The sequence below is a fragment of the Streptomyces sp. x-19 genome (genome assembly GCF_046549115.1).
Taxonomy (GTDB): Bacteria; Actinomycetota; Actinomycetes; order Streptomycetales; family Streptomycetaceae; genus Streptomyces; species Streptomyces albulus_C.
This window is the reverse complement of sequence record NZ_JAJPWK010000015.1, coordinates 81,035-105,003: the sequence shown is the minus strand read 5'-3', so window position 1 is coordinate 105,003 and position 23,969 is coordinate 81,035. Positions and strand designations below refer to the sequence as shown.

General features: G+C 71.8%; 21 protein-coding genes. 9 read left to right on the top strand and 12 right to left on the bottom strand.

Going from position 1 to position 23,969, the window contains the following annotated elements:
- Positions 1-9: 9 nt before the first annotated feature.
- A complete protein-coding gene (locus ACLJT4_RS28330) occupies positions 10-1,266 on the bottom strand; it encodes an MFS transporter (RefSeq protein WP_411126437.1) in 1,257 nt (418 codons plus the stop codon).
- Positions 1,267-1,400: 134 nt separating this feature from the next.
- On the opposite strand from ACLJT4_RS28330, the gene ACLJT4_RS28325 reads away from it, so the two are divergent.
- Positions 1,401-2,354, top strand: a complete 954-nt coding sequence (locus tag ACLJT4_RS28325) for a LysR family transcriptional regulator (protein ID WP_411126435.1) — start codon at positions 1,401-1,403, stop codon at positions 2,352-2,354.
- A gap of 67 nt (positions 2,355-2,421) precedes the next feature.
- Here the strand turns inward: ACLJT4_RS28325 and ACLJT4_RS28320 are convergent, their stop codons facing one another.
- From ACLJT4_RS28320 to ACLJT4_RS28300, 5 genes are all read right to left on the bottom strand, one after another.
- Positions 2,422-2,973: a hypothetical protein gene (locus ACLJT4_RS28320; RefSeq protein WP_411126433.1), complete on the bottom strand. Its 552-nt coding sequence runs from the start codon at positions 2,971-2,973 to the stop codon at positions 2,422-2,424.
- Positions 2,974-3,109: 136 nt separating this feature from the next.
- The gene (locus tag ACLJT4_RS28315; protein WP_411126591.1) at positions 3,110-3,793 is read right to left on the bottom strand and encodes a tRNA-dependent cyclodipeptide synthase; all 684 of its coding nucleotides are present in this window, start codon (positions 3,791-3,793) and stop codon (positions 3,110-3,112) included.
- Positions 3,794-3,865: 72 nt separating this feature from the next.
- A complete protein-coding gene (locus ACLJT4_RS28310; RefSeq protein WP_037634412.1) occupies positions 3,866-4,183 on the bottom strand; it encodes a DUF6092 family protein in 318 nt (105 codons plus the stop codon).
- Entirely contained in the window at positions 4,143-4,733 is a 591-nt protein-coding gene (locus tag ACLJT4_RS28305) for a nitroreductase family protein (protein WP_411126431.1), read from the bottom strand. Before ACLJT4_RS28305 ends, ACLJT4_RS28310 begins: the two co-directional genes overlap by 41 nt.
- Before the next feature lie 636 nt (positions 4,734-5,369).
- The gene (locus tag ACLJT4_RS28300) at positions 5,370-6,104 is read right to left on the bottom strand and encodes a S1 family peptidase (RefSeq protein ID WP_411126429.1); all 735 of its coding nucleotides are present in this window, start codon (positions 6,102-6,104) and stop codon (positions 5,370-5,372) included.
- 430 nt (positions 6,105-6,534) lie between these two features.
- Here ACLJT4_RS28300 and ACLJT4_RS28295 point away from each other — a divergent pair, with 430 nt between their 5' ends.
- On the top strand, positions 6,535-7,452 hold the full coding sequence (locus tag ACLJT4_RS28295) for an endo-beta-N-acetylglucosaminidase H (RefSeq protein WP_411126427.1): 918 nt from the start codon (positions 6,535-6,537) through the stop codon (positions 7,450-7,452).
- A 730-nt stretch (positions 7,453-8,182) separates the two neighbouring features.
- Positions 8,183-9,055: a hypothetical protein gene (locus ACLJT4_RS28290; RefSeq protein WP_411126425.1), complete on the top strand. Its 873-nt coding sequence runs from the start codon at positions 8,183-8,185 to the stop codon at positions 9,053-9,055.
- Positions 9,056-9,442: 387 nt separating this feature from the next.
- Here the strand turns inward: ACLJT4_RS28290 and ACLJT4_RS28285 are convergent, their stop codons facing one another.
- On the bottom strand, positions 9,443-10,531 hold the full coding sequence (locus tag ACLJT4_RS28285; RefSeq protein ID WP_411126423.1) for a YeiH family protein: 1,089 nt from the start codon (positions 10,529-10,531) through the stop codon (positions 9,443-9,445).
- 71 nt (positions 10,532-10,602) lie between these two features.
- On the opposite strand from ACLJT4_RS28285, the gene ACLJT4_RS28280 reads away from it, so the two are divergent.
- On the top strand, positions 10,603-11,574 hold the full coding sequence (locus ACLJT4_RS28280) for a LysR substrate-binding domain-containing protein (protein WP_411126421.1): 972 nt from the start codon (positions 10,603-10,605) through the stop codon (positions 11,572-11,574).
- Between the two features lie 181 nt (positions 11,575-11,755).
- Here the strand turns inward: ACLJT4_RS28280 and ACLJT4_RS28275 are convergent, their stop codons facing one another.
- Positions 11,756-12,130, bottom strand: coding sequence for a VOC family protein (locus ACLJT4_RS28275; RefSeq protein WP_411126419.1), 375 nt, complete (start codon positions 12,128-12,130; stop codon positions 11,756-11,758).
- A gap of 109 nt (positions 12,131-12,239) precedes the next feature.
- Between ACLJT4_RS28275 and ACLJT4_RS28270 the strand changes: the two genes are divergently transcribed.
- A complete protein-coding gene (locus ACLJT4_RS28270) occupies positions 12,240-12,701 on the top strand; it encodes a thiamine pyrophosphate-dependent enzyme (protein WP_411126417.1) in 462 nt (153 codons plus the stop codon).
- A 48-nt stretch (positions 12,702-12,749) separates the two neighbouring features.
- Here the strand turns inward: ACLJT4_RS28270 and ACLJT4_RS28265 are convergent, their stop codons facing one another.
- Positions 12,750-13,502, bottom strand: coding sequence for a class I SAM-dependent methyltransferase (locus ACLJT4_RS28265; protein WP_411126415.1), 753 nt, complete (start codon positions 13,500-13,502; stop codon positions 12,750-12,752).
- 83 nt (positions 13,503-13,585) lie between these two features.
- Here ACLJT4_RS28265 and ACLJT4_RS28260 point away from each other — a divergent pair, with 83 nt between their 5' ends.
- Together ACLJT4_RS28260 and ACLJT4_RS28255 are read left to right on the top strand one after the other, a co-directional pair.
- Positions 13,586-14,176, top strand: coding sequence for a TetR/AcrR family transcriptional regulator (locus ACLJT4_RS28260; protein ID WP_411126413.1), 591 nt, complete (start codon positions 13,586-13,588; stop codon positions 14,174-14,176).
- Positions 14,177-14,397: 221 nt separating this feature from the next.
- The gene (locus tag ACLJT4_RS28255; RefSeq protein WP_411126411.1) at positions 14,398-14,973 is read left to right on the top strand and encodes a TetR/AcrR family transcriptional regulator; all 576 of its coding nucleotides are present in this window, start codon (positions 14,398-14,400) and stop codon (positions 14,971-14,973) included.
- Positions 14,974-15,229: 256 nt separating this feature from the next.
- Here ACLJT4_RS28255 and ACLJT4_RS28250 read toward each other — a convergent pair whose 3' ends face one another.
- Together ACLJT4_RS28250 and ACLJT4_RS28245 are read right to left on the bottom strand one after the other, a co-directional pair.
- Complete coding sequence (locus tag ACLJT4_RS28250; RefSeq protein WP_411126409.1) at positions 15,230-15,895, bottom strand: SGNH/GDSL hydrolase family protein; 666 nt, start codon at positions 15,893-15,895, stop codon at positions 15,230-15,232.
- Positions 15,896-15,955: 60 nt separating this feature from the next.
- Positions 15,956-17,479, bottom strand: coding sequence for an FAD-dependent oxidoreductase (locus tag ACLJT4_RS28245; protein ID WP_411126407.1), 1,524 nt, complete (start codon positions 17,477-17,479; stop codon positions 15,956-15,958).
- Positions 17,480-17,607: 128 nt separating this feature from the next.
- Between ACLJT4_RS28245 and ACLJT4_RS28240 the strand changes: the two genes are divergently transcribed.
- Both ACLJT4_RS28240 and ACLJT4_RS28235 read left to right on the top strand, forming a co-directional pair.
- Positions 17,608-20,910: a BTAD domain-containing putative transcriptional regulator gene (locus ACLJT4_RS28240; RefSeq protein ID WP_411126405.1), complete on the top strand. Its 3,303-nt coding sequence runs from the start codon at positions 17,608-17,610 to the stop codon at positions 20,908-20,910.
- Positions 20,911-21,089: 179 nt separating this feature from the next.
- A complete protein-coding gene (locus ACLJT4_RS28235) occupies positions 21,090-22,583 on the top strand; it encodes a family 43 glycosylhydrolase (protein ID WP_411126403.1) in 1,494 nt (497 codons plus the stop codon).
- A gap of 150 nt (positions 22,584-22,733) precedes the next feature.
- Here the strand turns inward: ACLJT4_RS28235 and ACLJT4_RS28230 are convergent, their stop codons facing one another.
- Positions 22,734-23,870 carry a GlxA family transcriptional regulator gene (locus ACLJT4_RS28230; RefSeq protein ID WP_411126401.1) on the bottom strand — a complete coding sequence of 379 codons (1,137 nt, stop codon included), beginning with the start codon at positions 23,868-23,870 and terminating at the stop codon, positions 22,734-22,736.
- Between the last annotated feature and the right edge of the window lie 99 nt (positions 23,871-23,969).

Here is a 23,969-nt window from a genome sequence, read left to right as displayed (position 1 = left end):
CTTGGCCCGTCAGGCGCCGTCCGGCGCCGGCGCCGGTACCGACTCCGGCGCGGCGTGGGGCGGTGCGGCACGGCGGGGGAGCAGGAGCGGGGTCGCCAGCAGGAGCACACCGGCCAGGCCGATGGCGGTGCGCGCGCCGAGGAGGCCGGCCAGTGCGCCCCATGCGGCCGTCAGGAGCGCGGTCACGGCCTTGGTCGTCACCGACCAGGCGGACAGCGTGCGGGCGATCCGGTCGTTCGCGGTGCGTTCGAGGCGGTAGGTGGCGTAGACGGGGCCGAAGACCCCGCAGCAGAAGATGAGCCCGAGTTCGACGCCCATCACCAGCAGCAGGCCCCCGGTGCCGGGTCCGATGAAGGCCAGCCCGACGGGCCAGAGTGCCCGCAGCGTCCCGACCGCGATCAGTACCTGGTGCTGCCCGAAGCGAGCGGCGAGCGGCCGGGCCAACCGTGATCCGAGCAGCCCGCCGAGGGAGGGCACGGCGAAGGCGAGCCCGTACTGCCACGGCGAGAACCCGAGCGGCCCGAGCATCAGCACGGCGAGCAGCGCATCGGCGGCCATCAGCAGGCCGTTGAACAGCGCGGTGTTGAAGAACAGCGGGCGCAACGTCCGGTCGGCGAGGATGTACCGCCAGCCGTCGAGCAGGTCACCGGCCCGCAGCCGCGCGGCCGGCCGACGCTCGGGCCGCGGCTCGTCGCCGCCCGTCGCGCGGATGCCCAGGGCCGAGAGCAGGTAGCTGACCGCGTCGGCGACCACCGTCGCCACGGGACCGAGGAGCCCGATCGCCGCGCCGCCCAGCGGCGGTCCGACGACCGTGGTCGTCCACGTCGTGGACTCGAACCGGGCGTTGGCGACGAGCAGGTCCTCGGCCGGCACCAGCGTCTTCAGGTACGCGCCGGAGGCGGCGCGGAAGGTGATGTCGGCCGCCGAGACGACGACCGTGACCAGCAGGAGCTGGACGAAGGAGAGCACGCCGCACGCGAAGGCGACGGGGATCGTCAGCAGCGCGGCGAACCGTACGAGGTCCGTGCCGATGAGCACCGGCCGCTTGCGCCGGAACTCCACCCACGGGCCCAGCGGCACCGCCACGGCCGCGCCCACCGCGGCCCCCACGGCGGACAACGCCGCGACCTGCGCCGGCCCGGCGTGCAGCACGTGGATGGCGATCAGAGGGAAGGCGCCGAAGGCGAGCCAAGTGCCGAGCGCGCTGGCCCCGTACGCACCCCACAGCCACCCGAACCGACGGCCCAGCCGATGCCCGTTCCCCATGTCCGACGCCCTCACCACTCACCCGTACAACCGATCCGCGATCGGAGGTATCAAAGCGAGCGTCATAGCCCGACGACAAACAACCCTGGGGCCACCTTGCTACAACCAGCGGTTGTTCCAGTAGGCTGGTGGCCGTGGATCTCGAAGCAGTCCGGACCTTCGTCGCCGTCGCTGACGCCGGGCAATTCCAGGAGGCCGCCGTCGAGCTGGCCGTCACCCAGCAGGCCGTCTCCAAACGCATCGCCGCGCTGGAGCGCAACCTCGAAGTGCGACTGTTCACCCGCACCCCGCGCGGGGCGCAGCTCACCATCGACGGGCAGGCGTTCCTGCCCCATGCGCGGGAGCTGCTGCGCGTCGCCGACCGGGCCGTCGCCTCCGTGCGCGCCGGACGCCGTCCCCTGCGCGTCGACGTGATCAACTCGCGCGGTGCCGCCTCGGGCCTGATGCGCGACTTCCACCGCGCCCATCCCGAGATCGACCTCGACGTGATGTTGCTGTTCGAGATCGACACGGCCGTCGCCGCCCTCCGGTCCGGAGCGATCGACGCGTCGTTCCGCGCCGTCGGCGTGCCCGGTAGGCCCCTTCCCCCGGACATCGAGTCCGTCCGGGTGGTCGACGAGCCGCTCCAACTCCTCACCGGTCCCGCCCACGCGCTGGCGGGCGCCCGGTCGGTGACCACGGCGCAGCTCGTCGGGCACCGGATCTGGATGCCCGGCATCGTCCCCGGGACGGAGTGGGCCGCCTACTACGACGACCTCGTCGCCGAGTTCGGCCTCACCATCGAGGCGACCGGCCCCAACTTCGGTTCGGACGCGCTCCTCGACACCGTCGCCGACACCCCGGCCCTGGCCACCTTCATGGGCGCGCACACCCGCCTCGTCTGGCCCGCCGACCACGGCCTGCGCCGCATCCCGGTGACCGACCCGACCCCGGTCTACCCGCATGCGCTGTTGTGGCACCGCGACAACCCGCACCCCGCGCTTGCCGCGCTCCGCGCCCACCTCGCCGGCACGGCGGCCGACCACGACGCGACGGGCACCTGGACACCGGCCTGGACACCGGACTGGACGACCGCGACCGCACGCTGAACGCCGCTGCGGGGAAGGGGGACGACCGCGAACTGGTCGGTTGGCGGTTCACCGTCCGCGCGCCGTGTCACCCGAGGCCGGTCGCCCACGCCGTCAGCGTCTCGAAGTCGTCGACGGTGAGTCCGTGCCGCGGGTCGACCCGGTGCAGGAGGGCGGGGCCGTCGTGGTGCTCCGCCACCCAGGCACGATCCGCCCGTGTGATGTCGTCGTCCACCCAGGCGAACGCCCGGCCCCTCACCCACGCCACGATCGCTGGCGTCTTCCAGAACACCCCGCCCTCGGGCTCGGGCCGCGGCGAGGGCCAGGCGATGAACGGCAGTTCCGGCAACCCCAGGACGGGCGCGACGTAGGCGTTGGCCTCGTCCTCCCACGTCGTCGCCCACACCAGGTCGAAGGGGAGCGAGCGCAACGCCGGGCCGTGCTCCTGGTTGAGCCACACCCGCAGCGGTTTCACGCGGGCGTCCGGCGTGCCCCACTCCGCCAGCCGACGCCGCTGGGCGGCCTCCCAGCGAGGCGTCAGCAGACGGTGCGTCTGGTAGCCGGCGGGCCGCCGCTGCGGTTTCGCGGCATACGGATTCAACGGTCCATCCACGTCCACCAACAGCAGCGGACGCACCAACTCCCTCCCCCTTCACACCTGTTCCACAGCGGAAGCATGCCTCCTGCCCTCCCCGTGACGTGTCCGAATTCCGGCGGCGGCACCGGGAGGGACGGTGAGGGGAGGGGCGTGAGGTGTCCGGCTGGGGAATGCCTGGCTAGGCCGCGTCGGCCAGTTCCTGCGGCCTGACGACGACGTACGCCTGACCCTGAGCCGCCTGGAAACCGGTCTCGCGATGGGCCAGGAACGTCGATACCGGGGTGGGGATGTGGTAGCAGAGCACCGACGAGGGGACGGAGAACACGCCGGGCGAGTCCGCGAAGAGCGGGGCCTCGGCGAGCACGTAGTTCAGACCGGCCCGCAAGTGTTCCTCCGAGATGCCGACGCCGTCACCCGGCCGGTTCATCACCACGGCGCGCACCATCTCCTCGCAGACGGTGGCGAACTCGCCGTCCTCAAGGAAGGCCCGGTCGGTGGACTCGCGTGCGGCCCGGTACTCAGGGGTCTCCTGGAGCTCGGACAGGGACCGGACCCGGAACCGCTCGCTGTGGTCGCCCACGCTCTCCAACGAGCGCCGCAGCCTGCGCCGCAGATCCTTGAGCGTGCGCTTGACCGACCTCTCGGCTTCCTGCGCGCTGCGGCCGTCCGCCATCAGCATGTCGTCGATGTGCGTGTCCACGTAGACGACATCCGTGCGCTCGAAATGCTGCCCGGCCCATTGCAGCAGCATGGTGACGTTCTTCTGGCTGAAATAACTGTTGCCCGCACTGATTCCAATGAGAGCGTGCTCACCGCGTTGCCGGATCTTTCGGCCGCGATTGCCAAGTATTTCTTCCCGCATGCTGTGGTCCAGCGCGGGAACTAAGCCTGTTAGCATGCTATGAAATCCTTTTGGGGTTGCCCCGGACGAATGTCAGGGTGTTTCGATTTCCGGTAAGGCGCCTGCCATTTGGCGACACAGATCGTCCAGAATCTCGCCCATGTCCCGGTCCTCGCCCATCGGCGCGAACATGACCTCGTCGAGGCGTTCGCGCACGGCGGTCAGACGTGCCGTGCTGCCCCCGTGTTCGTCCAGGAGTTGCAGCACTCGGCGGGCCCCGTCGGTGCAGCGGTAGATGCCGTAGTCGGCCGGCTCGTCCAGGAGTCCGCGACCGCTGCTGAGCAGAAACGCGGCGAGGAGTGCGATGTCCTCACGCAGTTGGGGCGGCAGCACGGTTTCCCCAGGATTCATAGTTGACGACCTCATTCTTGGCGCGGCGGGGGGACGAGACGAGTGCCGTCGCGGGACGGCCGATCGGGACGACGAGCATGGGCTCGATGTGTTCCGGGATGCCGAGCATGCTCTTGACGATCTCGGACCTGAAGCTGCCCACCGGGCATCCGCCCAGGCCGAACGCGTGCGCCGCGAGCAGGAGGTTCTCCACCGCCATGGCGACGCAGAGCTTGCTGGTGTCGTAGATCGTCTGGGAGAGCTTCGGCGAAAGGTTGTCGGTGAGGCTGCGGTCGACGCACGCCACGACGAAGAAGGCGGGCGTTCCCAGCACCCCGGGCGAGAACGCGCGCAGTTGCCGGACCCTGGCGGGCCTGCGCACCACCACGAAGGACCACGCCTGTCGATTGGAGGCGGTCGGAGCGGCGAGCATGGCCTCCAACAGCCGCTCGATCAGCGCGTCGTCGACCGGCTCCTTCGAATAATTGCGGACCGCGGTACGGGTCTTGAGGACCGTCAACGCGTCCGCCAAGGATTCGGGCGGCGATTCAGATGAACTTTGAGTTAACATCAATCCCCTTCTTTTTGGGCGCACTTATCACCGGCCGCTGTGCGGCAATTCTGGTGGCTGACGTCTCGCCGGTGCTCGCTCATCCGGACGATTCCAGGGCACGGTCGCTCGCCAGCAGCAGGAATGGAACGTCGATTGACCTGCGGCTGGATTCACGACCGGTCCACTCGACGGGCCGGTGGCTGGGTTCGATTCAGTTCGGCGAAACAATTTTCGGATCAGGTGTACCAGCTCAAGATCCGGCCAGACAAGGGGGATCAGGAGAAGCTTCGTCACATTGACGCGGATTTAAGCGTTCCGCAGTATCGAATTCCGCCACCGGTAGAACTGAACCGGAAACCTTCCCGCCGGTTTTCGAGGCGGCGAGAAACCAGGCCGTGCCTGCTTCGCAAGGGGCGGGCCCGGCCCGGGCGGACCGTCGCGGCGCGACTCCATACGTTCGGTTTCAGACAGTCGCAAACGCCACAGAAACCTCAGACGCCTCAGATGTGTCAGTTATCTCAGCCGCGTTCGGCGTGTCGCGGGCGCTCCGACGGTCCGTCGGGTCCGTCGACCGGGCCGACGCGGCACGGAGCGGGCGAGCGGCCGAGCCGCACGCGGGCGGCGGCGTCCTCGCCCGCCCGCCCGCGCTCCGTGCTAGTGCTGGATGACCGAGCGGATCCAGGCGAGTTGCTGGGAGACCTCGCCGGCCTGGGCGATCTCCTCCCGGTCGGAGCCGTCGAAGACGCCGACGAGAGTCTCGGTGCCGCGCGGACCGATGCTCATGATCGGACCTCCGGAGTCGCCACCGGCGGGAATCCCGGCCACCTTCTCCATGCAGAAGTCCGAACCGCCCGGCGCGGTGTAGCCCTCGCAACGAGGATCGTCCGCCCGTACGACCCGCAGGTCCGACTGCTTGAGCACCGGGGACTGGCAGGTGTTCTCGTCCCCGGTACAGGTGGCGCCCCACCCGTACTGGCGCACGACTTGACCCTGGTGGACCCCGGCCGTGGCCAACGGGGCCGTGCGGACCTTCATCGGCGGGACCTTGATGAGCATCATGTCGGCGTCCGCGCTCCCCACGCGTCGACCGGGCACCGGGCGGACGGTGACGCCCTTCCGCATGTCGAGGTTGCCGACCCGGAACGAGATCCGCTTGTCGGCGACCGGCTGGGCCTGCTCGAAGAAGCAGTGCGAAGCGCTGATGATCCACTGGGGTGCGACCGCCGTCCCGGTGCACGTCGGTTTCCCGTCGATGAGCATCCGCACCGCCCACGGCCCGTAGGTGCTCTTCGACCCGCCGATCACGGCGGAGGCCGGCGTCGACGACATCACCGCCCCCGCCACCAGCACCAAGGTGCTCGCCAGCAGCACACGAACTCGACGCATCATCCGGAACAGCTCCTCGCTTGTGGGGGCACGCACTGGAGGAGATGCCCCACTGAGCCGAGAAGTTCCGAATGATCTCCGTGAAACGCCTCTGCGGCGCCCCAACGACCGCGCCACTCGACAACAGAACCCACCCCCGCCAGGGACCTCGACGATTCCGGGGTGTGCCGAGAATCCACCGATAGGCCGTACCCGGCAGGGGACTTGGATCGGGACGTGGACCGGGTCCTTGGCTTGGGGTGGCGTCGGCCGTCAAGGGAACCGGCCGTCGCCGTCACCTCGTCCCGACCTGTGGGAACGGAGCTCCAGGATTACCCCGCCGGCCCGGCGAGCGCAGCGGCAACCCCTCAGGGCCCGTTGACCTGCGCATCGCCTAAGGGTCTTTCAACTGGGGCAAGTTCGCGTTGCCACCCCATCGACAGGAGATTGGTCCATGACTTTCGCTTTAGGTCGAGGCAGAGCGCGCACGGCTGCGTTCGCGCTTCTGCTCGTAGCGGCACTCTCGGCCGGTGCCAAGGCGGCCGCCAGCCCTGCGGCTGCGGCACCGGTCAAGAAGGGTCCCACCTCGGTCGCCTATGTCGAGGTGAACAACAACAGCATGCTCAACGTCGGCAAGTACACGCTGGCCAAGGGCGGCGCCAACGTGTTCGACGTCGCGGTCATCTTCGCCGCCAACATCAACTACGACACCACCAAGAAGTCGGCCTACCTGTACTTCAACGAGAACGTACAGCGCGTCCTCGACGATGCGGCCCACCAGATCCGACCGCTCCAGGCCAAGGGCATCAAGGTCATGCTGTCGGTGCTCGGCAACCACGAAGGGGCCGGCTTCGCCAACTTCCCGTCCAAGGACGCAGCCTCGGCGTTCGCCAAGCAGCTGTCCGACGCCGTCGGCAAGTACGGCCTGGACGGCATCGACTTCGACGACGAGTACGCCGAGTACGGGAAGAACGGCACCGGGCAACCCAACGACGGCTCCTTCGTCCACCTGGTCTCCGCACTGCGTGACTACATGCCCAACAAGCTCATCTCCCTGTACAGCATCGGCCCGTCGGCGGAGAAGCTGTCCTACGGCGGCGTGGACATCACCTCGAAGTTCAACTACGCCTGGAATCCCTGGTACGGGCAGTGGCAGGTGCCGGGCATCGCGCTGCCCAAGTCGAGCCTGTCCCCGGCAGCCGTCCAGATCGGCGCCACGCCTGCGGGCACCGCGGCCGACTTCGCCCGGCGCACCGTGGGCGAAGGCTACGGCGTGTACCTGACGTACGACCTGGACGGTTCCGACCGGCACGACTACCTCTCCAGCTTCACGAAGGAGCTGTACGGCAGCGACGCCGTCTACACCCCTTGACGACATTCAGGCGGGCGCCGTCGACTCATGCGCCCCGTCCGGCAGTCCGTAGGTCGGCGAAGACGCTCCGCCCCACCCCGAGCCTGGGGCGGGGCGTCTTCGTTGCGCCAGTCGTGCTGACCTGCCGGCCGATCGTCGGCGCGCAGAGCGCGCATGCCGTCACCGTGCTTTCCCGGCGGGCGTGGACGCAGGCGGGCGACACGTGCCAGGACGATGATGTCCCGTATGCCGGCAAGCATCAGGGGGACCGCCGGAACCGCCGCAGAGGGCCATGCGATATGGCTATTACCTGACTAGGTGCCTTGAGGGGGAGGGTCGCCCCTTTCGGGGAGCCAGGGCGTCTGCCGGCCCGGGCGGGCAGACGCAGCCGGCGGAAACGGGTACGGCCCCGGCGCGAACTCCTGAACTCGTACACGCCGGAACTCCCCACGGGCGTAAGGGGGTTGTTCGGCGCCCTGGCCTGAGTGCGTCGCGGCCCTCGGGGCGGTATCGAGGGGGCGGGGTCCGGCCCGCCGCTTGCCGGCATCCACGGGGTCTCGTGCGGGGCTGGCGGATTTCGGTGGGGCCAAGAGCCGCAAGCCGCGTCCGCACACCGCGCGCCTCGCCCTTCCCGTCGATGGAACCTTGTCTAATATCCCGAGCTGTCCAAATTGATCCGTAATGGGTCGGTTTGTATAAGTTCGGTGAACCGCTTCACGCGCTTTGCACCTCGAGAAGGGTTACGAGCTCCATGAAGACCTCCCGCATCTTCCCCGCCTCGCACGCCTCCCTGCGTGCCGTCTGCACCGCCGCTGTGCTCGCCGGGGCGATGGCCGTACCGACCACCGCGTTCGCGGTGGGCACCCCGGAGCAGCAGGACCGGCCCGCGTCCGCCGGCGCCGCGCGCACCGCACCCCAGGCGACGGCCAAGGACAGGGTCCGGGCCGTCGGCCTCGGCGGCGGCATGGAGGCCGTGATCCACAACGGGGTCTGCGACCTCCAGGCGATCGGCAGCGGCAAGCCGTTCGCGACCCTGAAGAAGGGCCAGAGCTACAACAAGGGCATCTACGTCTACTTCGACGGCACGCACGTCCACTCCAAGACGCAGGGCGGGAACAACCACGACAAGAACAAGCCGGGCCCGGCCCGTACGGTCACGCTGACCAACGGCGCGCGCGCCACCGTGCAGAAGGTCAACGGCAGTTACACGGCGAAGATCCAGCTCAAGAACAAGCAGATCGCCACCCTCAGCTCGACCCACCGGTCCGTCACGCACGAGGGCGTGCGCTACACGGTGAACCCGGCGAACGGGGCGGTGGCGATCCAGAACCTGAAGAAGCGTCAGGGCGTGCACCCCGCGAAGCACCGGGTGATCCACGCGAGGACGCAGATGCGCCGCGTCCCGCAGCGCCGATTCCAGGCACCGGTGGCGCCCCAGGCGCAGCCCATCGTGACGGAGCAGGCCCAGCCTCCCGTCACGGAGCAGGCGCAGCCCCTCGTGACGGGCCAGGTCCAGGCACCGGCCTACGGCGACTGGGCGGCGCACCACTCGTACCGTCCGACGGGCCGGGCGGGCGCGGTGGCGATGTCGTTCGCGGCCGCGGGTTCCGGCGGGGGTCGCTGAGATCGCAGGAGGCCGCTCGGGGTCGAGGCCGGCGCGCGCGTGCCGTGAGCCGCGTGCTCACGGTCTCCGGCCCCGTCACCTCCGCCCGGGCCCGCGCGACCGTCGGCCCGAACGGTCACGTCGGCTTCGGTGCGGAGTCCGCCCGTGCGTCCTGACCGGCGGCTGCTCCTCGGAGCAGCCGCCGCTCGCGGCTCCTGGCGCTCCCCTCAGGGCAGTTGACGGCCCCTCTTCGCCGCCCGCCGGTTCTGCCCCTCGGTGTCCCACCACTCCTCCGACGCGGCGCGAACCAGGCGTACGGGTTGTCCGAGGCGCTCGGGGTCGGGGTGGCGGGAGGTGAGGACGTCGTGCGGTGCGCTGCGTGCCGGCGTGCATCGGTGCGTGCGACCCTCACACGTACCGGGTCAGGAACTGAACGGCCAAGCTGGTGACGGACACGACCAGCCACAGGCAGCCGCCGAGCAGCAGGGGGGCGGCGCCAGCGCGGCGCAGCTTGGCGGGTTCGGTGGACAGGCCGATGGCCGAGAGGGCGACGGTGATCAGGAAGACCGCGAGCGCGCTCAGCGGGCCGTGCGCGGCCGACGGGACGAGTCCGGCGGTGTTCGCGGCCGCGAGGATGAGGAAGCCACCGAGGAACCACGGCACCAGTCGGCCGACGCGGACCCGGCCGGGGAGCCCTTCACCCGAACCTGCAGCGCCGGCGTCAGCCGTCCGTGCGCGGCGCCGGGCGAGGGCGGCGAGACCCAGGCAGATCGGGATGATCAGCAGCGTGCGCGCGAGTTTGACCACCACCGCGTAGTCGGCCGCCGGGCCGCCGTAGGTGGTGGCGGCGGCGACCACCGACGACATGTCGTTGACCGCAGTGCCGGCGAACAGGCCGAAGGCGTGCTGCCCCATTCCCAGCAGGTGCCCGAGGACGGGGAAGGTCAGCACCGCGGCGATGTTGAAGACGAAGATCGTGGAGACGGCGTAGGCCACCTCTGCCTCGGCCGCTCCGATGATCGGGGTGACCGCGGCGATCGCGGAGGCGCCGCAGATGCCGGTGCCCACCCCGATCAGGGTGCGCAGGTCGCGGACGACGCCCAGGCGGCGTCCGATGCCGTACGCCGCGGCCAGGCAGACCGCAAGGGTCACGATCATCACCGGCAGCGAGCCGACACCGACCCGCAGCACCTGCCCCAGGGACAGTTGCGCGCCCAGTACCACCACCGCGGCCTGGAGCACTCCGCGTCCGGCGAAGGTGATGCCGGGCCGCATCCGGGCGCCGGGCCGCGCCACGACCGCCACCAGCACCCCGAGCACGATGCCGCTCACCGGCCCGCCGACGACGGGGGCCAACCGACCCAGTGAGGTCGCGACGAGGGCGACCGCGACGGCGAGCGCGAGCCCGGGCAGCCGGTCGACGAAGCCCGCGCCGGGCTTTCGGGCGGGGGCGAGGTCGGGTGGGCGGGTTGGCCGGGGGAGGCTGGCGTCCTTCATGATCACCACTCTGGGTGGCCGCGTGCTCGCCCTGTAGCCCCTGATCGTGCAGGAGGTCATAGCGTGCACGCATGACCGACTCATACGCTGGGGCTGTGACAGAGCCCTCCGCGTCCGACCGCCCCTCCGTTCACCTCCCCCTGCGCACGCCCGACCTGGAGTCGCTGCGGCTCCTCGTCCTCGTGGCCGATCTCGGGAGCCTCGGCCGTGCGGCGGAACGGCTGCGGATCTCCCAACCGTCCGCCAGCCGCCGGCTGTCGACGTTGGAACGGGGGCTGGGACTGGTGCTGCTCGACCGGACCCGACGCGGCTCCCGACTGACGCTGGCCGGGCAGGTCGTCACGGGACACGCCCGGTCCGTCCTGGCCGAACTGGACGATCTGCTCGCCGGGGCCGGCAAGCTGCGCGATCGGCGGGAGGCCGAACTGCGCGTCGCCGCGAGCCTCACCATCGCCGAGTACCTGCTGCCGACCTGGATCAGCGAACTGCGCAGCCGTCGGCCGGAGCTGTACATCGGGCTGCAGGTGACCAACAGCGAGCACGTGCCCGAACTGGTCGAAGCGGGCGAGGCCGACATCGGGTTCATCGAGGGACCGCGCCTGTCCCGCGTGATGTCCACGCGGCAGGTGGCCGAGGACCGGCTCGTCGTCGTGGTCGACCCCGGTCACCCGTGGGCGCGTCGCCGCGAGCCGCTGTCGGCACGGGAACTGTCCCGCACGCCGCTGGTGCTGCGGGAGAGCGGTTCCGGCACGCGGCAGACCCTGGACCGTGCCCTGCACCTGGCCGGCTGCGACCGTGCGCGGCCCTTGGTCGAGCTAGGCTCGACGGCCGCCGTGCGCGGCGCAGTGATCGCCGGCACCGGGCCGTCCGTCCTGAGCGAGCTGGCCGTCCGCGGGGACATCGTCGAGGGTCGGCTGACCGGCGTCGAGGTGGCGGGCGTCGACCTCACCCGCGACCTGCGCGCGGTCTGGCCGACCGGACGGCGCCTGGTGGGGCCGGCTGCGGAACTGGTCGCGGTGGCCCGGCGGGAGGTCAGCGTCTAGCGACCTGCCCATGCGGTGCCCGACGGACCGCGGCGCCCGCCGCGGTGAAACCGGCGCTGCCGGCACACGAAGCCGGGGAGGGGCCGGCAGGACGATGCAGGGGCGCCCTCGCCCGGGCGCCCACGGGCCCGAGGGGGCTCCGTGCCGCCCCGCCCGTTCGTCGTGAGCGGCGGCGGCTGGGTCAGTGGAGGCAGAGGCAGAACGGATGGCCCGCCGGGTCCGCGTAGACCCTCCAATTGGCCCCCGGACGGATCTGGTCCGTGCGCTCCAAGACGGTCGCGCCGAGGGCGAGCACCCGCTTCTCCTCCCCGTCGAGGTCGTCCACGTCGAAGTCCAAGTGGAGCTGTTGCGGGCGCTGTTGACCGGGCCAATCGGGTGGTCGGTAGCCGTTCACCCGTTGGCAGGCCAGCGGCGTCCCCTCGAACCCTTGCACCTCGACCCACCCGGGATCCTCCGGGTCCGCGACCACCCGGCCGCCGAGCAGTTCCGCGTAGAACTCCGCGAGCCGTACCGGATCGGCGCAGTCCAGCGCGACCGCTTGCAGCTTCCGTATCACTTCCGACAGCCCTCGCTCTCCGGTCACTTCCACCACATCCCGTGCGACAGGGGTGTACCCGCCGCCGCGGCGGACATGCGCGACCCGAACCCCCATCGAACGGACCACAGTGCGTGACGAGGGCGTTCCCACCGTCAGGACCGGGTCGTTCTTCGCGACGGCCAGTGGCGGCATCGGCTGGGGCACCCCGGCGGCGATCGGGGTCGCGCTCGGTGACCGGGACCGCGGCGTCGAACGACCGGTGGTCGGCCTGATCGGCGACGGCTCCTTCCCGTACTCCGTGCAGGTCATCTGGACGGCGGCCCAGCACGACCTGCCGATCGTCTACGTCGTCATGCGCAACCACGAGTACGCCATCTTGAAGTCGTTCGCGGAGTTGGAGGAGACCCCGGGCGTGCCGGGGCTCGACCTGCCCGGGATCGACATCGGCTCCGTGGCGCGTGGCTTCGGGTGCCGCGCGGTCGACGTGGAGACGGCCGAGGACCTGGAGCGGGAGTTCACGACGGCCCTGAGCGCCGGCACCACCACGGTCATCGTGGTGCCCACGCGCCCCCAGGAGGCGCTGCTGTAGGCCGGGTGACCTGCATCGGAGAGCACCCGGGCGCTCGGCTCCGAATCCTCAGGTCAGCTCGGCGGTGATCCGCCAGAACGGCAGGAGAACCCTGTCGTGCTGGTCCAGGGCCACCAGGCCCTCGCCTTCCGGGGCGTCCGTGACGGCCGGCGACAAGCTCCGCCACTGCTGCAGGGACAAACTCGTGGTGTAGTGGCACGGCTCCATGCGCCGGATCGTCCAGTCGTGGTCGAAGTCCGCGCGCAGGCTGTCTTCGTCCATGGCGGCCGGCATCTGGAGGAAGGCCGCCAACTCGCCGCTGAAACAGAGGGTGTGGAGCTTGGCACCAGGTGCGCACACCCGACGGAGACCCGTCAGGTACGCCCGCCGCTGATCGGCGGTGAGGCAGTGCAGCATGGCGCTGTCGACGACCGTGCGGAAGCCGCCGGGGACGCCGATGCCGTTCAGTTCCGTCGCGTCGGCGACCGTGAAGGTCACCGGGGCGGCGGCGGTGACCTTGGACCGGGCCTCCTCGATCGCGGCCGGCGCGGCGTCGAACGCGGTCACCTCGTGGCCGCGGCTCGCCAGGAACACGGCGTTGTCCCCGAGCCCGCAGCCGCACTCCAGGACCGGGCCGGTGATGTCGCCCGCCGCCTCCAGCTCGACGAGCAACGGCTGGGGACCGTCCAGCCGCCACGGGATGAGGTCCGTCTGGGGGGAGGCCGCTCCGTAGGAGATCTCGCGCCCTTGGTACACCGCCTCGAAGTCCAACGCCGGCTCTCCGCCGCCCTGCTGGTCACGCACCGCATGCTGATCGGCCACAACTCTCACCCCTGGTAGTAGACGAGGCTGTTCACTAAGGCAAGTGTAGGCAGGAAGGAACGCCACCGTCTACTGTCGGACGCATGGCAGAGAGTGCGAACCCGGGCCGCCGCCGAGGCGCGGAGCTGGAACACGCGATCTACGTCGCGACGCTCGACGAGCTGGCCGCGAACGGCTACGGCCGGCTCTCCATGGACGGCATCGCCGCCCGGGCCGGCACGGGCAAGGCCGCGCTCTACCGTCGCTGGCCCGGCAAGCAGCCCCTGGTCCTGGACGCCCTGCGCTACGCCCTGCCCCCGCTGCCCGAGCCGAACCCGGAGCGCTCGACCCGCGAGAACCTCGCCGGCGTCCTCACCGCCTTCAGCGACGTGCTGGCGGGCCGAACCCTGATACCGGGCATCGAGTTCATCGTCGACATGCTGCACGAGCCGGAGCTCCGCGCCCTGTTCGCGCAACAGGTCATCGCGCCACGCCTGGAGAGCATCGACGCCCTGCTCGACGAGGGCGTCCACCGCGGCGAGTTCGACTCCGAGGCCGTGCAGCCCCTGGCCGCCCGCACCGGACCCGCTCTCATACTGCAGAGCTTTCTCCTCACCGGCGAACCGCCCGGCCCGCAGGAGATCGACCTCATCATCGACACCGTCCTCCATCGACCGGCTCCGCCCGGGCGGTAGGGGTACGGCGAAGGCGGGGGACCGGCGCGCCCAGTACCGACCGGATACCGACGGGCCAGTGCGCCGTCCGCGACGCCGCCTGACCGGCTTCCTTCCAACGGGGTGTGCGCAGGTCAGCGCGTTGGCCTAGAGTGAAACCGGGGGTGACCCCATTTGGTGTGTGGTAAGTGAGGGCGCCCCAGTCGGCAAGGGGAGCGCGTGAGAGGGGACGACGACCGCTGATGGCTGACGCAGGAGCACCACGACCGTTGCGGGCCGACGCACGGCGCAACCGGGAGAAGATCCTCACCGCCGCCGTGCGCGCGTTCGCGACGGAGGGGCTGGACGCGCACCTGGAACGCATCGCCAAGGAGGCGGGCGTCGGCAGCGCGACGCTGTACCGCAACTTCCCCACCCGCGAGGCACTGATCGAGGCGGTCTACCGCAACGAGGTGGCCCAACTCTGCGACGCAGCCCCCACCCTGCTCGCAACGAAACCACCCCACGAAGCCCTGCGCGCCTGGACACTGCTCTTCCTGGACTACGTCACCGCCAAATACGGCATGATCGACGCCCTGCGCGCCCTCGCCGCGACGGGCAGCAACCCCTACGGCCACAGCCGGGAAATGATCCAGGCGGCCCTCACCGCACTCATGGACGCGTGCGCGGCCGCCGGGACGATCCGCACCGACATCAGCCCCACCGACCTCGGCGCCGCCCTCGAAGGCATCGCCCTCACCTCGGCGCGCCCCGACCAACGCCCGCAAGCGGAACGCCTGCTCGCCCTCACCCTGGACGGCCTCACGGCCCGCCCGTGAAAAGGCTCGCCACTGCGGTCGTGCCGCGGTGCCGCGACCGGTGACGTGCGCGCTCACGTTCCGTCGACGGCCCCGGCGGATAGGCTCGAACCGGTCCGCGAGAGCGCCGACTGTCCCTGGCCCCTGCCGAGCCGTGCGAGGCCGGCGCAGTGGACCACCCGGTCGAAGGGGCCCACCGCGCCCTGCGCCACCGCGCCGCCGCCCGGCGGAGCCTCCGACGCTCAACGGTGTCGCGGGCGGCGTGCGCGCGGCACGGTCACGCCACCAGGCGCAGCCAGGCCGCCGCGAGTGCGGCATGACCGGCCGGCGTCGGGTGCACGCCGTCCGCGGACCAGTGCTCCGGGTCGCTGGCCGCGGCGAGTTCGGCGAACATTCCGTCCGCGGCGAGCAGAGGCGCGCCGTACCTGCGGGCGAGTTCGCGCACGACCTGGATCTTCGGGTCCAGGTCGGCCCGCCACTCCTCGCGCACCGCGTCGTCGATCTGCGCGCCGGGGCCGGCCATGACGGTGCCGCGGATCGGCAGCAGGAACGGCTCGATGAGGATCAGCTCCGTGCCCGCCTCGGCCAGCGGGGCGAGCAGACGGTCGTAACCCGCCGCGAACTCCTCCGCGGGGATCACCCGGCCGTCCGGGTCGAGCGTGTGCCAGCCCATGTCGTTGACGCCGACGAGGAGCGACACCACGTCCGGCCGTGCGTCGAGCACGTCCGCCTGCCAGCGGGCTTCCAGATCGCTCACCTTGTGGCCGCCGATCCCGGTGTTCAGCCAGTTCACGGGCCGGTCCGGGTGCCGGAAGTTCCACTCGCCCGCGACCCGCAGCGGGTAGCCGAAGCCGAGGCCGTCTTCGCTGTCCAGCCGCTGGCTGTCGGTGATGGAGTCGCCGGCGAACATCACGGTGGATCCCGGGCGCAGGGTGATCGTCATCTGTGCTCCTTGAAAGACGAGGCGGGGGAAGGGAGGGACGAGAAGGGACAGGACGGCGGCTCAGGTTCCGGCGTCGCCGAACCACTGGTCGGCGGCCTGCTCGAACGCCTTGTGGTCGAAGTCGCGCTCGCCGACCCAGGCGACGACGCCGTCCGGCCGGACGAGCACGGCACCCAGTCCCAGGTCGTCCTTGGCCGTGCCGGCCGCGTACCGCAGCAGGCTCCGCCGGTCCGTCGCAGCATCCCGCAGCCGGCGCCCGGCGCCGAAGTCGAGCACGACGCCCCGTCCGTCGTGCATCAGGTCGGCGAGGTACGTGCCGTCCTCCAGGCGGAAGTCCGGGGCGTTGCGGCCGACCAGCGGATGCTCGCCGCCGAGGTCGTGGCGGACCGACGAGCCCGAGAGCTTCCCGAACGCGTAGGTCGTCCCGTCCTGGGTCCCGAGCAGGTCGCGGAGCACTCCTTGGACGGCCTGGCCGTGCCGGTCCGGAGCCATGGCCGCAACCTGGGCGCGCGACCAGTCGAGCACCTGCGCGCCGACCACATGACGTTCGCGGGTGTAGGTGTCGAGAAGTCCGTCCGGCGCATGCCCGTGCACGGTCGCCGCGAGCTTCCACCCCAGGTTCAGGGCGTCGCCCAGTCCGGTGTTGAGCCCCTGGCCGCCCAGGGGGGAGTGGATGTGCGCGGCGTCGCCCGCGAGCAGGACGCGTCGCTGCCGGTAGGTCGTCGTCTGCATCGCCCGATCGGTGAAGGTCGACGCGCGGTGGACCTCGCGCAGCGTCACCTCGGTGCCGGAGACGCGGCGCAGCACCGTCTGGAGGTGGTCGAGGGTCGGCGGCTGCGAACGGTCGAACGCACCGCCGTCGAAGTCCATCGCGCCGATGTGCCCCTCCGCGCGCATCTGCAGGTACATGCCGGTCGGCGTCAGGTTGATCCCCGGGCGCAGCACCTCGGGATCGGCGAGGGTGGCGACCACGGTGTAGCCGGTGAACCGCGGCTCGGTTCCGACGAACTCGAAGCCGGCGAGCCGCCGCACCACGCTGCGCCCGCCGTCGCACCCGACGACCCAGCGGGCCGCGTACGCGTCGTCGCCGGCCCGCACGACCACACCCTCGTCGTCCTGTGCGACGCCGGACACCGTGACGCCGCGCCTGATCTCCACGCCGAGCTTGGAGGCGCGCTCGGACAGCACCGTCTCGACCGCGGCGAGGCTGGTCATCGTGAAGTCCGGTGCCAGGCTGGGAAGTCGGAACGGCAGCGCGGCGAGGTCCACCTTGGTCGGGTCGAGCACGATGCCGGCGAAGTGGCCCACGCCGCCGCGGATGGGCGGCGGCCCGTCCGCGTCGAGGTCCGGACCGGGTGCGTCATGGACACCCGACGCGGCCAGCAGCGGGGCCAGCAACCCGCGCCGGTGGAACGCCTGGAGCGACGCGGCGAACAACCCCCGGACCCCGAGCGGCTCCGCCCGCCACGGGGACCCGGGCTCCGCCTCCCGCTCCAGCACCACGACGGAGCAGCCGGCGAGCCCCAACTCGCAGGCGAGGAACAGACCGACCGGGCCGGCGCCCACGATCACCACGTCATGCATGAGAAATCCCCTTCGAACGAACCAACTCGTTGACGCCCCAAGGCTGCGGGGCGCCGCTCACACCGGCCTCACACGGCGCTGACACGGAAGCGCACCGGTGCCGACCTGACGCGAGGACCCGGCGGGGCGTGCGCGAAGATGGGGAGATGGACGGGGGTGTGCGGCTTCGCGTCACGCTGCTCGGCGCCTTCGAGACGTCGCGCGGTGACACCGTCCTGCCCGTTCCCGGCGCCCGCTTGCAGGCTCTGGTCGCCCGGCTTGCGCTCGCCGGCGGGCGCGTGGTCGAACGGGCAACACTGGTCGACGCGATCTGGGCCGCGGACCCGCCGACCGACCCCGCCCACGCCCTCCAGGCCCTCGTCTCACGGCTGCGCCGCACCCTCGGCTCGGCCGGCGACGTCGCGCAGGGCGACGGCGGCTACCGGCTGGCCGTGGACGCCGCCGACGTGGACGCGTTGCGGTTCGAACAGCTCGCCGGGGACGGCCGGCACCACCTGCGGGCCGGCGCACCCCGTTCCGCGGCGACCGCGCTCGGGGAGGCCGTGGCGCTGTGGGGCGACCGTCCCGGCGTCGAGCCCGCGCTCGTCGCCGACTCGGCGCCCGCCGTCGCGACCCGGCTGGCCCACGCCTCGATCGAGGCCGTCGCCGACCTCGCCGACGCCGAACTGGCGCTGGGGCACGCTGACGCGGCCACCGTCCGCCTCACCGCCCTCCTCACCGAGCACCCCGTCCACGAACGCGCCGCCGCGCTGCTCATGGACGCGCTCGCCGCCCAGGGCCGCCAGGCCGAGGCCCTCGCCCGGTACGAGCAGGTCCGCGCAACCCTGGCCGACGACCTCGGCACCGACCCGGGCACCGCCCTGCGCGAACGCCACCTGCGCCTGCTGCGCACCGACCGGCCCGCCCCCGACACCGAGCCGACCAGACGGAGCAACCTGCCCGCGCCGCTGACCAGCTTCGTCGGCCGCGACGACGACCTCGCCCGGATCGGCACGCTGCTGACGGCCGGACGCCTGGTCACCGTGGTCGGTCCCGGCGGCGCGGGCAAGACGCGGCTCGCCGTCGAGGCCGCCCGCCGCCATCGGACCGAGTACCGCGACGGCGCCTGGATGATCGACCTCGCCTCGGTCACCGAGCCCACCAAGGTCGGCACGGCGCTGCTGGCCGCGATCGGGCTGCGCGGCTCAGCGCTCTTCGAAGCCTCGGCCAAGCTGCGCGCTGATGTCAGGGGCGAACTGGACGTACTGGCCGACCAGTTGGGCGGCCGGGAGAGCCTGCTCGTGGTGGACAACTGCGAGCACCTCATCAACGCCGTGGCGCACCTGGTCTCGGCGCTGCTGGCCCGCTGCGCCGGGCTGCGGGTACTGGCCACCAGCCGCGAGCCGTTGGCGATCGACGGCGAGAGCCTCGTCCTGCTCGGCCCGCTCGCCCTCCCCGCACCGCACACGGACGTCCCACGGGCCCGCCGGTCGCCGTCGGTGCTGCTGTTCAGCGAGCGGGCAGCGGCCGTGCGGCCGGGCTTCGACGTCGACGAGCGCAACCTCGGCGACGTGCTGCGCGTCGTGCGCAGCCTGGACGGGCTCCCGCTCGCACTTGAGTTGGCCGCGGCCCGCCTGCGGACCCTCTCACTGTCCGACCTGGCCGCCGGGCTGTCCGACCGGTTCCGCCTGCTGACCACCGGCAGCCGGACCGCCGCACCGCGGCACCGCACGCTGCGCGCGGTCATCGCCTGGAGCTGGGACCTGCTCGGCGCCGACGCACGGACGGTCGCGGAGCGCATCGCGGTGCTGCCCGGTGGCGTCACGCCGGCGTCGGCCACCGCGGTCTGTGCCGGCACCCCGGTGCCCGCCGACGAGGTCCGGGACCTGCTCGCGGACCTGGTCGACCGGTCGTTGCTGCACCTCGCGCCGGACACCGGCCGGTACCGGATGCTGGAGACGATCCGCGAGTACGGCCTGGAGCGCCTGGCCGAACAGGGCACTCCGACCGACGTACGGGACCTGGCCGCCCGCCATCTCGCCGAACTCGTCGCCCGCCAGGACCCGTTGCTGCGGGGCCCCGAACAGCTCGACGCGCTCCGCGTCCTGCACGCCGAGTACGACAACGTGCTCGCCGCGCTCCGCCACCTCCACGACACCGGCGACGCCGACCGCGCGACCGGGCTCGCGGTGAACCTCATCTGGTGCTGGCGCATGCTCGGCCGGCACGCCGACGCCGCCTACTGGCTCGGCGCGGCGGTCGCGTTGCCGGTCGGGCAGCCGAGCGTCGAGCGCGACATCGCCGAGGGGATGCTGCTGCTCAACTTCCTCGCCACCCCGAGCACGCTCGTCGTCGACGTGTCCGAGGAACGGGGCGAGGAACTGCGCGCGCTCGTCGGCCGCCTGCGCAACCACCCGGAGCTGCCGGGCGTCGGCGGCGCCCTGCTCGCGACCCGGCTGGCCGCCCTGGACGCGGACGACGCACCGTCGACGTTCCTCCAGCGGCTGGTCGACGGGCCGGACCCGTGGCTGGCCGGGCTGGCCCGCATGTTCCGGGCCCACTTCGCCGAGAACGAGGCCCACCTCGACCAGGTACGCAGCGACGTGCCCGCCGCCCTGGAATGCTTCGACCGGGCGGGCGACCGCTGGGCCCTGGCCAAGGCACTGCCGCTGCGCGCGCTGCTGCGGCAGTACGACGGGGACCTCGACGGCGCGCTGGCCGACCTCAACGAAGCCAAACGCCTGGCCCGCACGTTCGGGTCGCTCAGCCTCGACGACGAGGTCTTCATCGACCTGCGCCGCGTCGACGTGCACGAGCGGCTCGACGACGGCGCGCGAGCGGGGAGGCTGGTCGCCGCGGCCCGCGAACGCGCGCGGCGCTCGCCCTCGCCCGAGCTGGCGATCGTGCTCGACGCCCGGGAGGCCGGTCTGTGCGTGCGGACCGGCGACCTGGAACGGGCCCGCGAGCTGGTCGAGTTGGCCGAGGCCGCGCTGTCCGAGCAGCTCCAGGTCGTCGGCCCCCACGGGCGCGCCCTCGTCGCCACGGCACGGGGCGCACTCTGCCTCGCACTCGGCGACGGGCCGGGCGCCGAGGAGGCACTGGACCGGGCGTACGCGGCTGCGGTCGACAGCAGGGACATGCCGTTCGCCGCGACGGTGGTGGTGACCGTGGCCGGCCTCGCCGCGCTCTACGGGCGACACCGGGACGCGGCCGGCCTGCTCGGCGCGGCGGCCCGTCTGCGGGGCGCCCACGACCGCACCGACCCGCAGGTCCGCGCGCTGAGCAGCCGCAGCCGGCGCGCGCTCGGCGACGACGGCTTCGCCGAGGCGTACGGGGCCGGCTGGAACCAGGACCCGGCGGCGGCCCTGACCCACACCGATCCGGCGCGCCTGCGCTGCCTGGCGCCACCGTCCGCGGCACGTCCCGAACTGGGCGCCGCCGCGCAGCGGTGATCCTGCGCGGCCGTCAGACCGGCTGCCGGGGATGTTAGTGGGGTGTTAGTGGCGTGGCAGGCGGGTGGGGGAGGGTGGGTGTCGTACGGCCGCCCACCGCGCCAGACTCCGTAGGGCGACATCCGTCCGGATGCGAGCCCGATGCCCAGCAATTGCGCCACGGTAAGGAAGTGTCGCTGATGTCTCGTCAGTCGAAGATCGCCCTGTTCGCATCGCTGCTCACCTTGATCATCGGTCTGGTTTGCGCCGCACAGGACCAGGTGGTGGGCAGACCGCAGGCGCAACCGGAGGCGGAAGTGGGGACCAAGGCGGGGCACGGGTCGGTGCCGGCGGTCCAGGCCGCGGGGACGTTCCGGAACCCGCTGAACACGGGTGCCGACCCCTTCCTGACCTACGCGAACGGGGCCTACCACCTCACCACCACCCAGAACGACAGCATCAAGATGTGGAGTTCGCCCTCGCTCGGCACACTGCTCGACGCGGACCCGGTCACCGTGTGGCGGGACACCGATCGCACACGCAACCAGCACATATGGGCGGCCGAGTTCTACCGTTTCGGAAACCGCTGGTACATGTACTACACGGCCGACGACGGCGTGGACGACCACCACCGGCTGTACGTCCTGGAGTCGGACGCCGACGACTCGGCCGGGCCGTACCACTTCAAGGCGAAGCTGACCCCGCCCAACCACGCCAACGACTTCGCCATCGACCCGAGCGTCTTCCAGCACAACGGCAAGCTCTACCTGGCCTATTCGGGACTCAACCCCTACCAGCACAACGGCCTGAACATCGCCCCGATGTCCAACCCGTACACCGTCTCCGGGGACGCGGTGGCCCTCAAGGCCGACGGGGGCTGCCCGGAAGTCCGGGAGGCCCCCGAATTCCTCAACCGCAACGGCCGTACCTGGCTGACGTACTCGACCTGCGACACCGGCAAGCCCGACTACCAGCTGTGGATGCTGTCCCTGCCGGACGACGCCGACCCCTTGAAGCCCGCCGACTGGCAGCAGCACCCCGGACCGGTCTTCGGCCGCAACGACGCCAAGGGGGTGTACGGCCCCGGCCACCACGCCTTCTTCCGGTCACCCGACGGCACCCAGGACTGGATCGTCTACCACGCCAAGTCGACCTCGGCGTACACCTACGGCAACCGCACGACCCGGGCCCAGCCGATCGGCTGGCGTGCGGACGGCAGCCCGGACCTGGGCCGGCCGCTCGCCGCGGGCGCCTCGCAGGCCCTGCCTGCCGGCGACCCGGGCAACGGCAACTACTGGATCAACGACGACGGCCGTTCGAGCGGGCCCGGCCAGGTCTCCTACCAGGGTGCCTGGAACTCGGGCAAGGGCTGCGCGGCCCAGTGCTTCTGGGGCGACGACCACTGGAGCGACCGGACGGGCAACACCGCGACCTTCACCTTCACCGGCACCCGCATCGCGCTGCTGTCCGTACAGGACACCGGCAACGGCATCGCCGCCCTCAGCGTCGACGGCGGCCCCGAAAAGCGCGTCGACTTCTACGCCTCGCCCCGGACGGGCGAGACGCTCCAGTACCTCAGCCCGCGGCTGCCCTCCGGCAAGCACACCCTGCGCGTCCGGGTCACCGGGGAACACGGCGCACCGTCCACCGGATCCTTCGTGAGCGTGGACCGGGCCGAGGTCTACACCAACTGAGACCGTCCGACGGCCCGACCGTCCGCGGCGGGTCCGGTGACGGGGCGTCGGATGCCGCCGCGGACCCGCGCCGAGGCGTCGAGAGCTCCGAACCGGAGGCTCACCCGAACTCACCGTGCCGCAGCACCCGCTCTGCGCGGCCCGTTCGTGCTATTCGCGCGCCCCGACCGGTGATTTCCCGTCGCTGCCGGCGGTCGGCGGCGAGGCGCGGAAGGTGCGCCGGTACGTCGACGGGGCGACGCCCGCCTCCGCCGCCAGGTGGCGCCGCAGCGAGGTGGCGGTGGCGAAGCCGACCTCGTGGGCGACCCGTTCCACGGACAGGTCGCTGGACTCCAGCAGGTGCCGCGCCCGCCGCAACCGCTGCTGGGTCAACCAGCGGCCGGGGCTCAACCCCGTCTCCTCCCGGAAGCGCCGGGCGAAGGTTCGGGTGCTCATCGCAGCCTGTGCGGCCAACTCGCCCAGCGTGAGGGGTAGTTCCAGTCGTTGCAGCGCCCAGTCGCGGGTCGGCCCGGTGCCGGTGTCGCTCGCCGGCGGCAGTGGCCGCTCGATGTACTGGGCCTGACCGCCGTCCCGGTACGGGGGCACGACGCAGCACCGGGCGACGTGGTTGGCCACCTCGCTGCCGTGGTCCTTGCGGACCAGGTGCAGGCAGACGTCGACGCCGCTCGCGGCCCCCGCCGAGGTCAGCACGTCACCGTGGTCGACGAAGAGCACACCGGCATCGAGCTCGACCCGGGGGAACAACTCCTGGAAGTGGTCGGCGAGTGCCCAGTGGGTGGTGGCCCGCCGCCCGTCGAGGAGGCCGGCGGCGGCCAGCAGGAAGGCGCCGGTGCAGATGGACACCAGTCGGGTGCCGGGGCGGACGAGGGACAGCGCCGCGAGCGCCCGCGGGTCCGGGGCGAGGACCGAGTCCCGGGAGACCGCGTACGGAGGGATGACCACGGTGTCCGCCTCGGCCAGGACTTCGGGTCCGTGCCCGGGGGTGACGGTCAGGTCCGCGTCGGTGCGCACGGCCCGTCCGTCCGCGCTCGCGGACAGCACCTCGTAGCGGCCGCCGGCGGACCCCAGGACCCGGTGCGGAATGCCGAGTTCGAAGGGGTAGACGCCGTCGAGGGCCAGGACGACGACCTTGTGGGCGCCGGGCCGCGGGACCAGATGCGTCCGACGGTCCGGCTCGGCCGCGCGGTCGGCGAGGTCACCGGCCCGGGTGGGCGCGGCGGACGTGGGACGGGCGGCGGCAGTGCCGCAGGCACCGGGGACGCGGCGGGTGGCAGGATCGATGGGCATGGCAAGAATGTATCGAAGGCTGACCTTCTGGCCATCGCTCCGGGGCGGACCGTACGGCCAAGATCGAGGCATGACTTCGACACACAGCCCCGACGACCT

Coding starts and splice junctions, on each gene's coding strand:
- ACLJT4_RS28230 (WP_411126401.1), bottom strand. CDS start 23,870: ATGCCCATCGATCCTGCCACCCGCCGCGTCCCCGGTGCCTGCGGCACT.
- ACLJT4_RS28280 (WP_411126421.1), top strand. CDS start 10,603: ATGACCGACTCATACGCTGGGGCTGTGACAGAGCCCTCCGCGTCCGAC.
- ACLJT4_RS28250 (WP_411126409.1), bottom strand. CDS start 15,895: ATGACGATCACCCTGCGCCCGGGATCCACCGTGATGTTCGCCGGCGAC.
- ACLJT4_RS28235 (WP_411126403.1), top strand. CDS start 21,090: ATGTCTCGTCAGTCGAAGATCGCCCTGTTCGCATCGCTGCTCACCTTG.
- ACLJT4_RS28305 (WP_411126431.1), bottom strand. CDS start 4,733: ATGTTAACTCAAAGTTCATCTGAATCGCCGCCCGAATCCTTGGCGGAC.
- ACLJT4_RS28260 (WP_411126413.1), top strand. CDS start 13,586: ATGGCAGAGAGTGCGAACCCGGGCCGCCGCCGAGGCGCGGAGCTGGAA.
- ACLJT4_RS28285 (WP_411126423.1), bottom strand. CDS start 10,531: ATGAAGGACGCCAGCCTCCCCCGGCCAACCCGCCCACCCGACCTCGCC.
- ACLJT4_RS28315 (WP_411126591.1), bottom strand. CDS start 3,793: ATGCGGGAAGAAATACTTGGCAATCGCGGCCGAAAGATCCGGCAACGC.
- ACLJT4_RS28290 (WP_411126425.1), top strand. CDS start 8,183: ATGAAGACCTCCCGCATCTTCCCCGCCTCGCACGCCTCCCTGCGTGCC.
- ACLJT4_RS28295 (WP_411126427.1), top strand. CDS start 6,535: ATGACTTTCGCTTTAGGTCGAGGCAGAGCGCGCACGGCTGCGTTCGCG.
- ACLJT4_RS28300 (WP_411126429.1), bottom strand. CDS start 6,104: ATGATGCGTCGAGTTCGTGTGCTGCTGGCGAGCACCTTGGTGCTGGTG.
- ACLJT4_RS28255 (WP_411126411.1), top strand. CDS start 14,398: ATGGCTGACGCAGGAGCACCACGACCGTTGCGGGCCGACGCACGGCGC.
- ACLJT4_RS28310 (WP_037634412.1), bottom strand. CDS start 4,183: ATGAATCCTGGGGAAACCGTGCTGCCGCCCCAACTGCGTGAGGACATC.
- ACLJT4_RS28330 (WP_411126437.1), bottom strand. CDS start 1,266: ATGGGGAACGGGCATCGGCTGGGCCGTCGGTTCGGGTGGCTGTGGGGT.
- ACLJT4_RS28245 (WP_411126407.1), bottom strand. CDS start 17,479: ATGCATGACGTGGTGATCGTGGGCGCCGGCCCGGTCGGTCTGTTCCTC.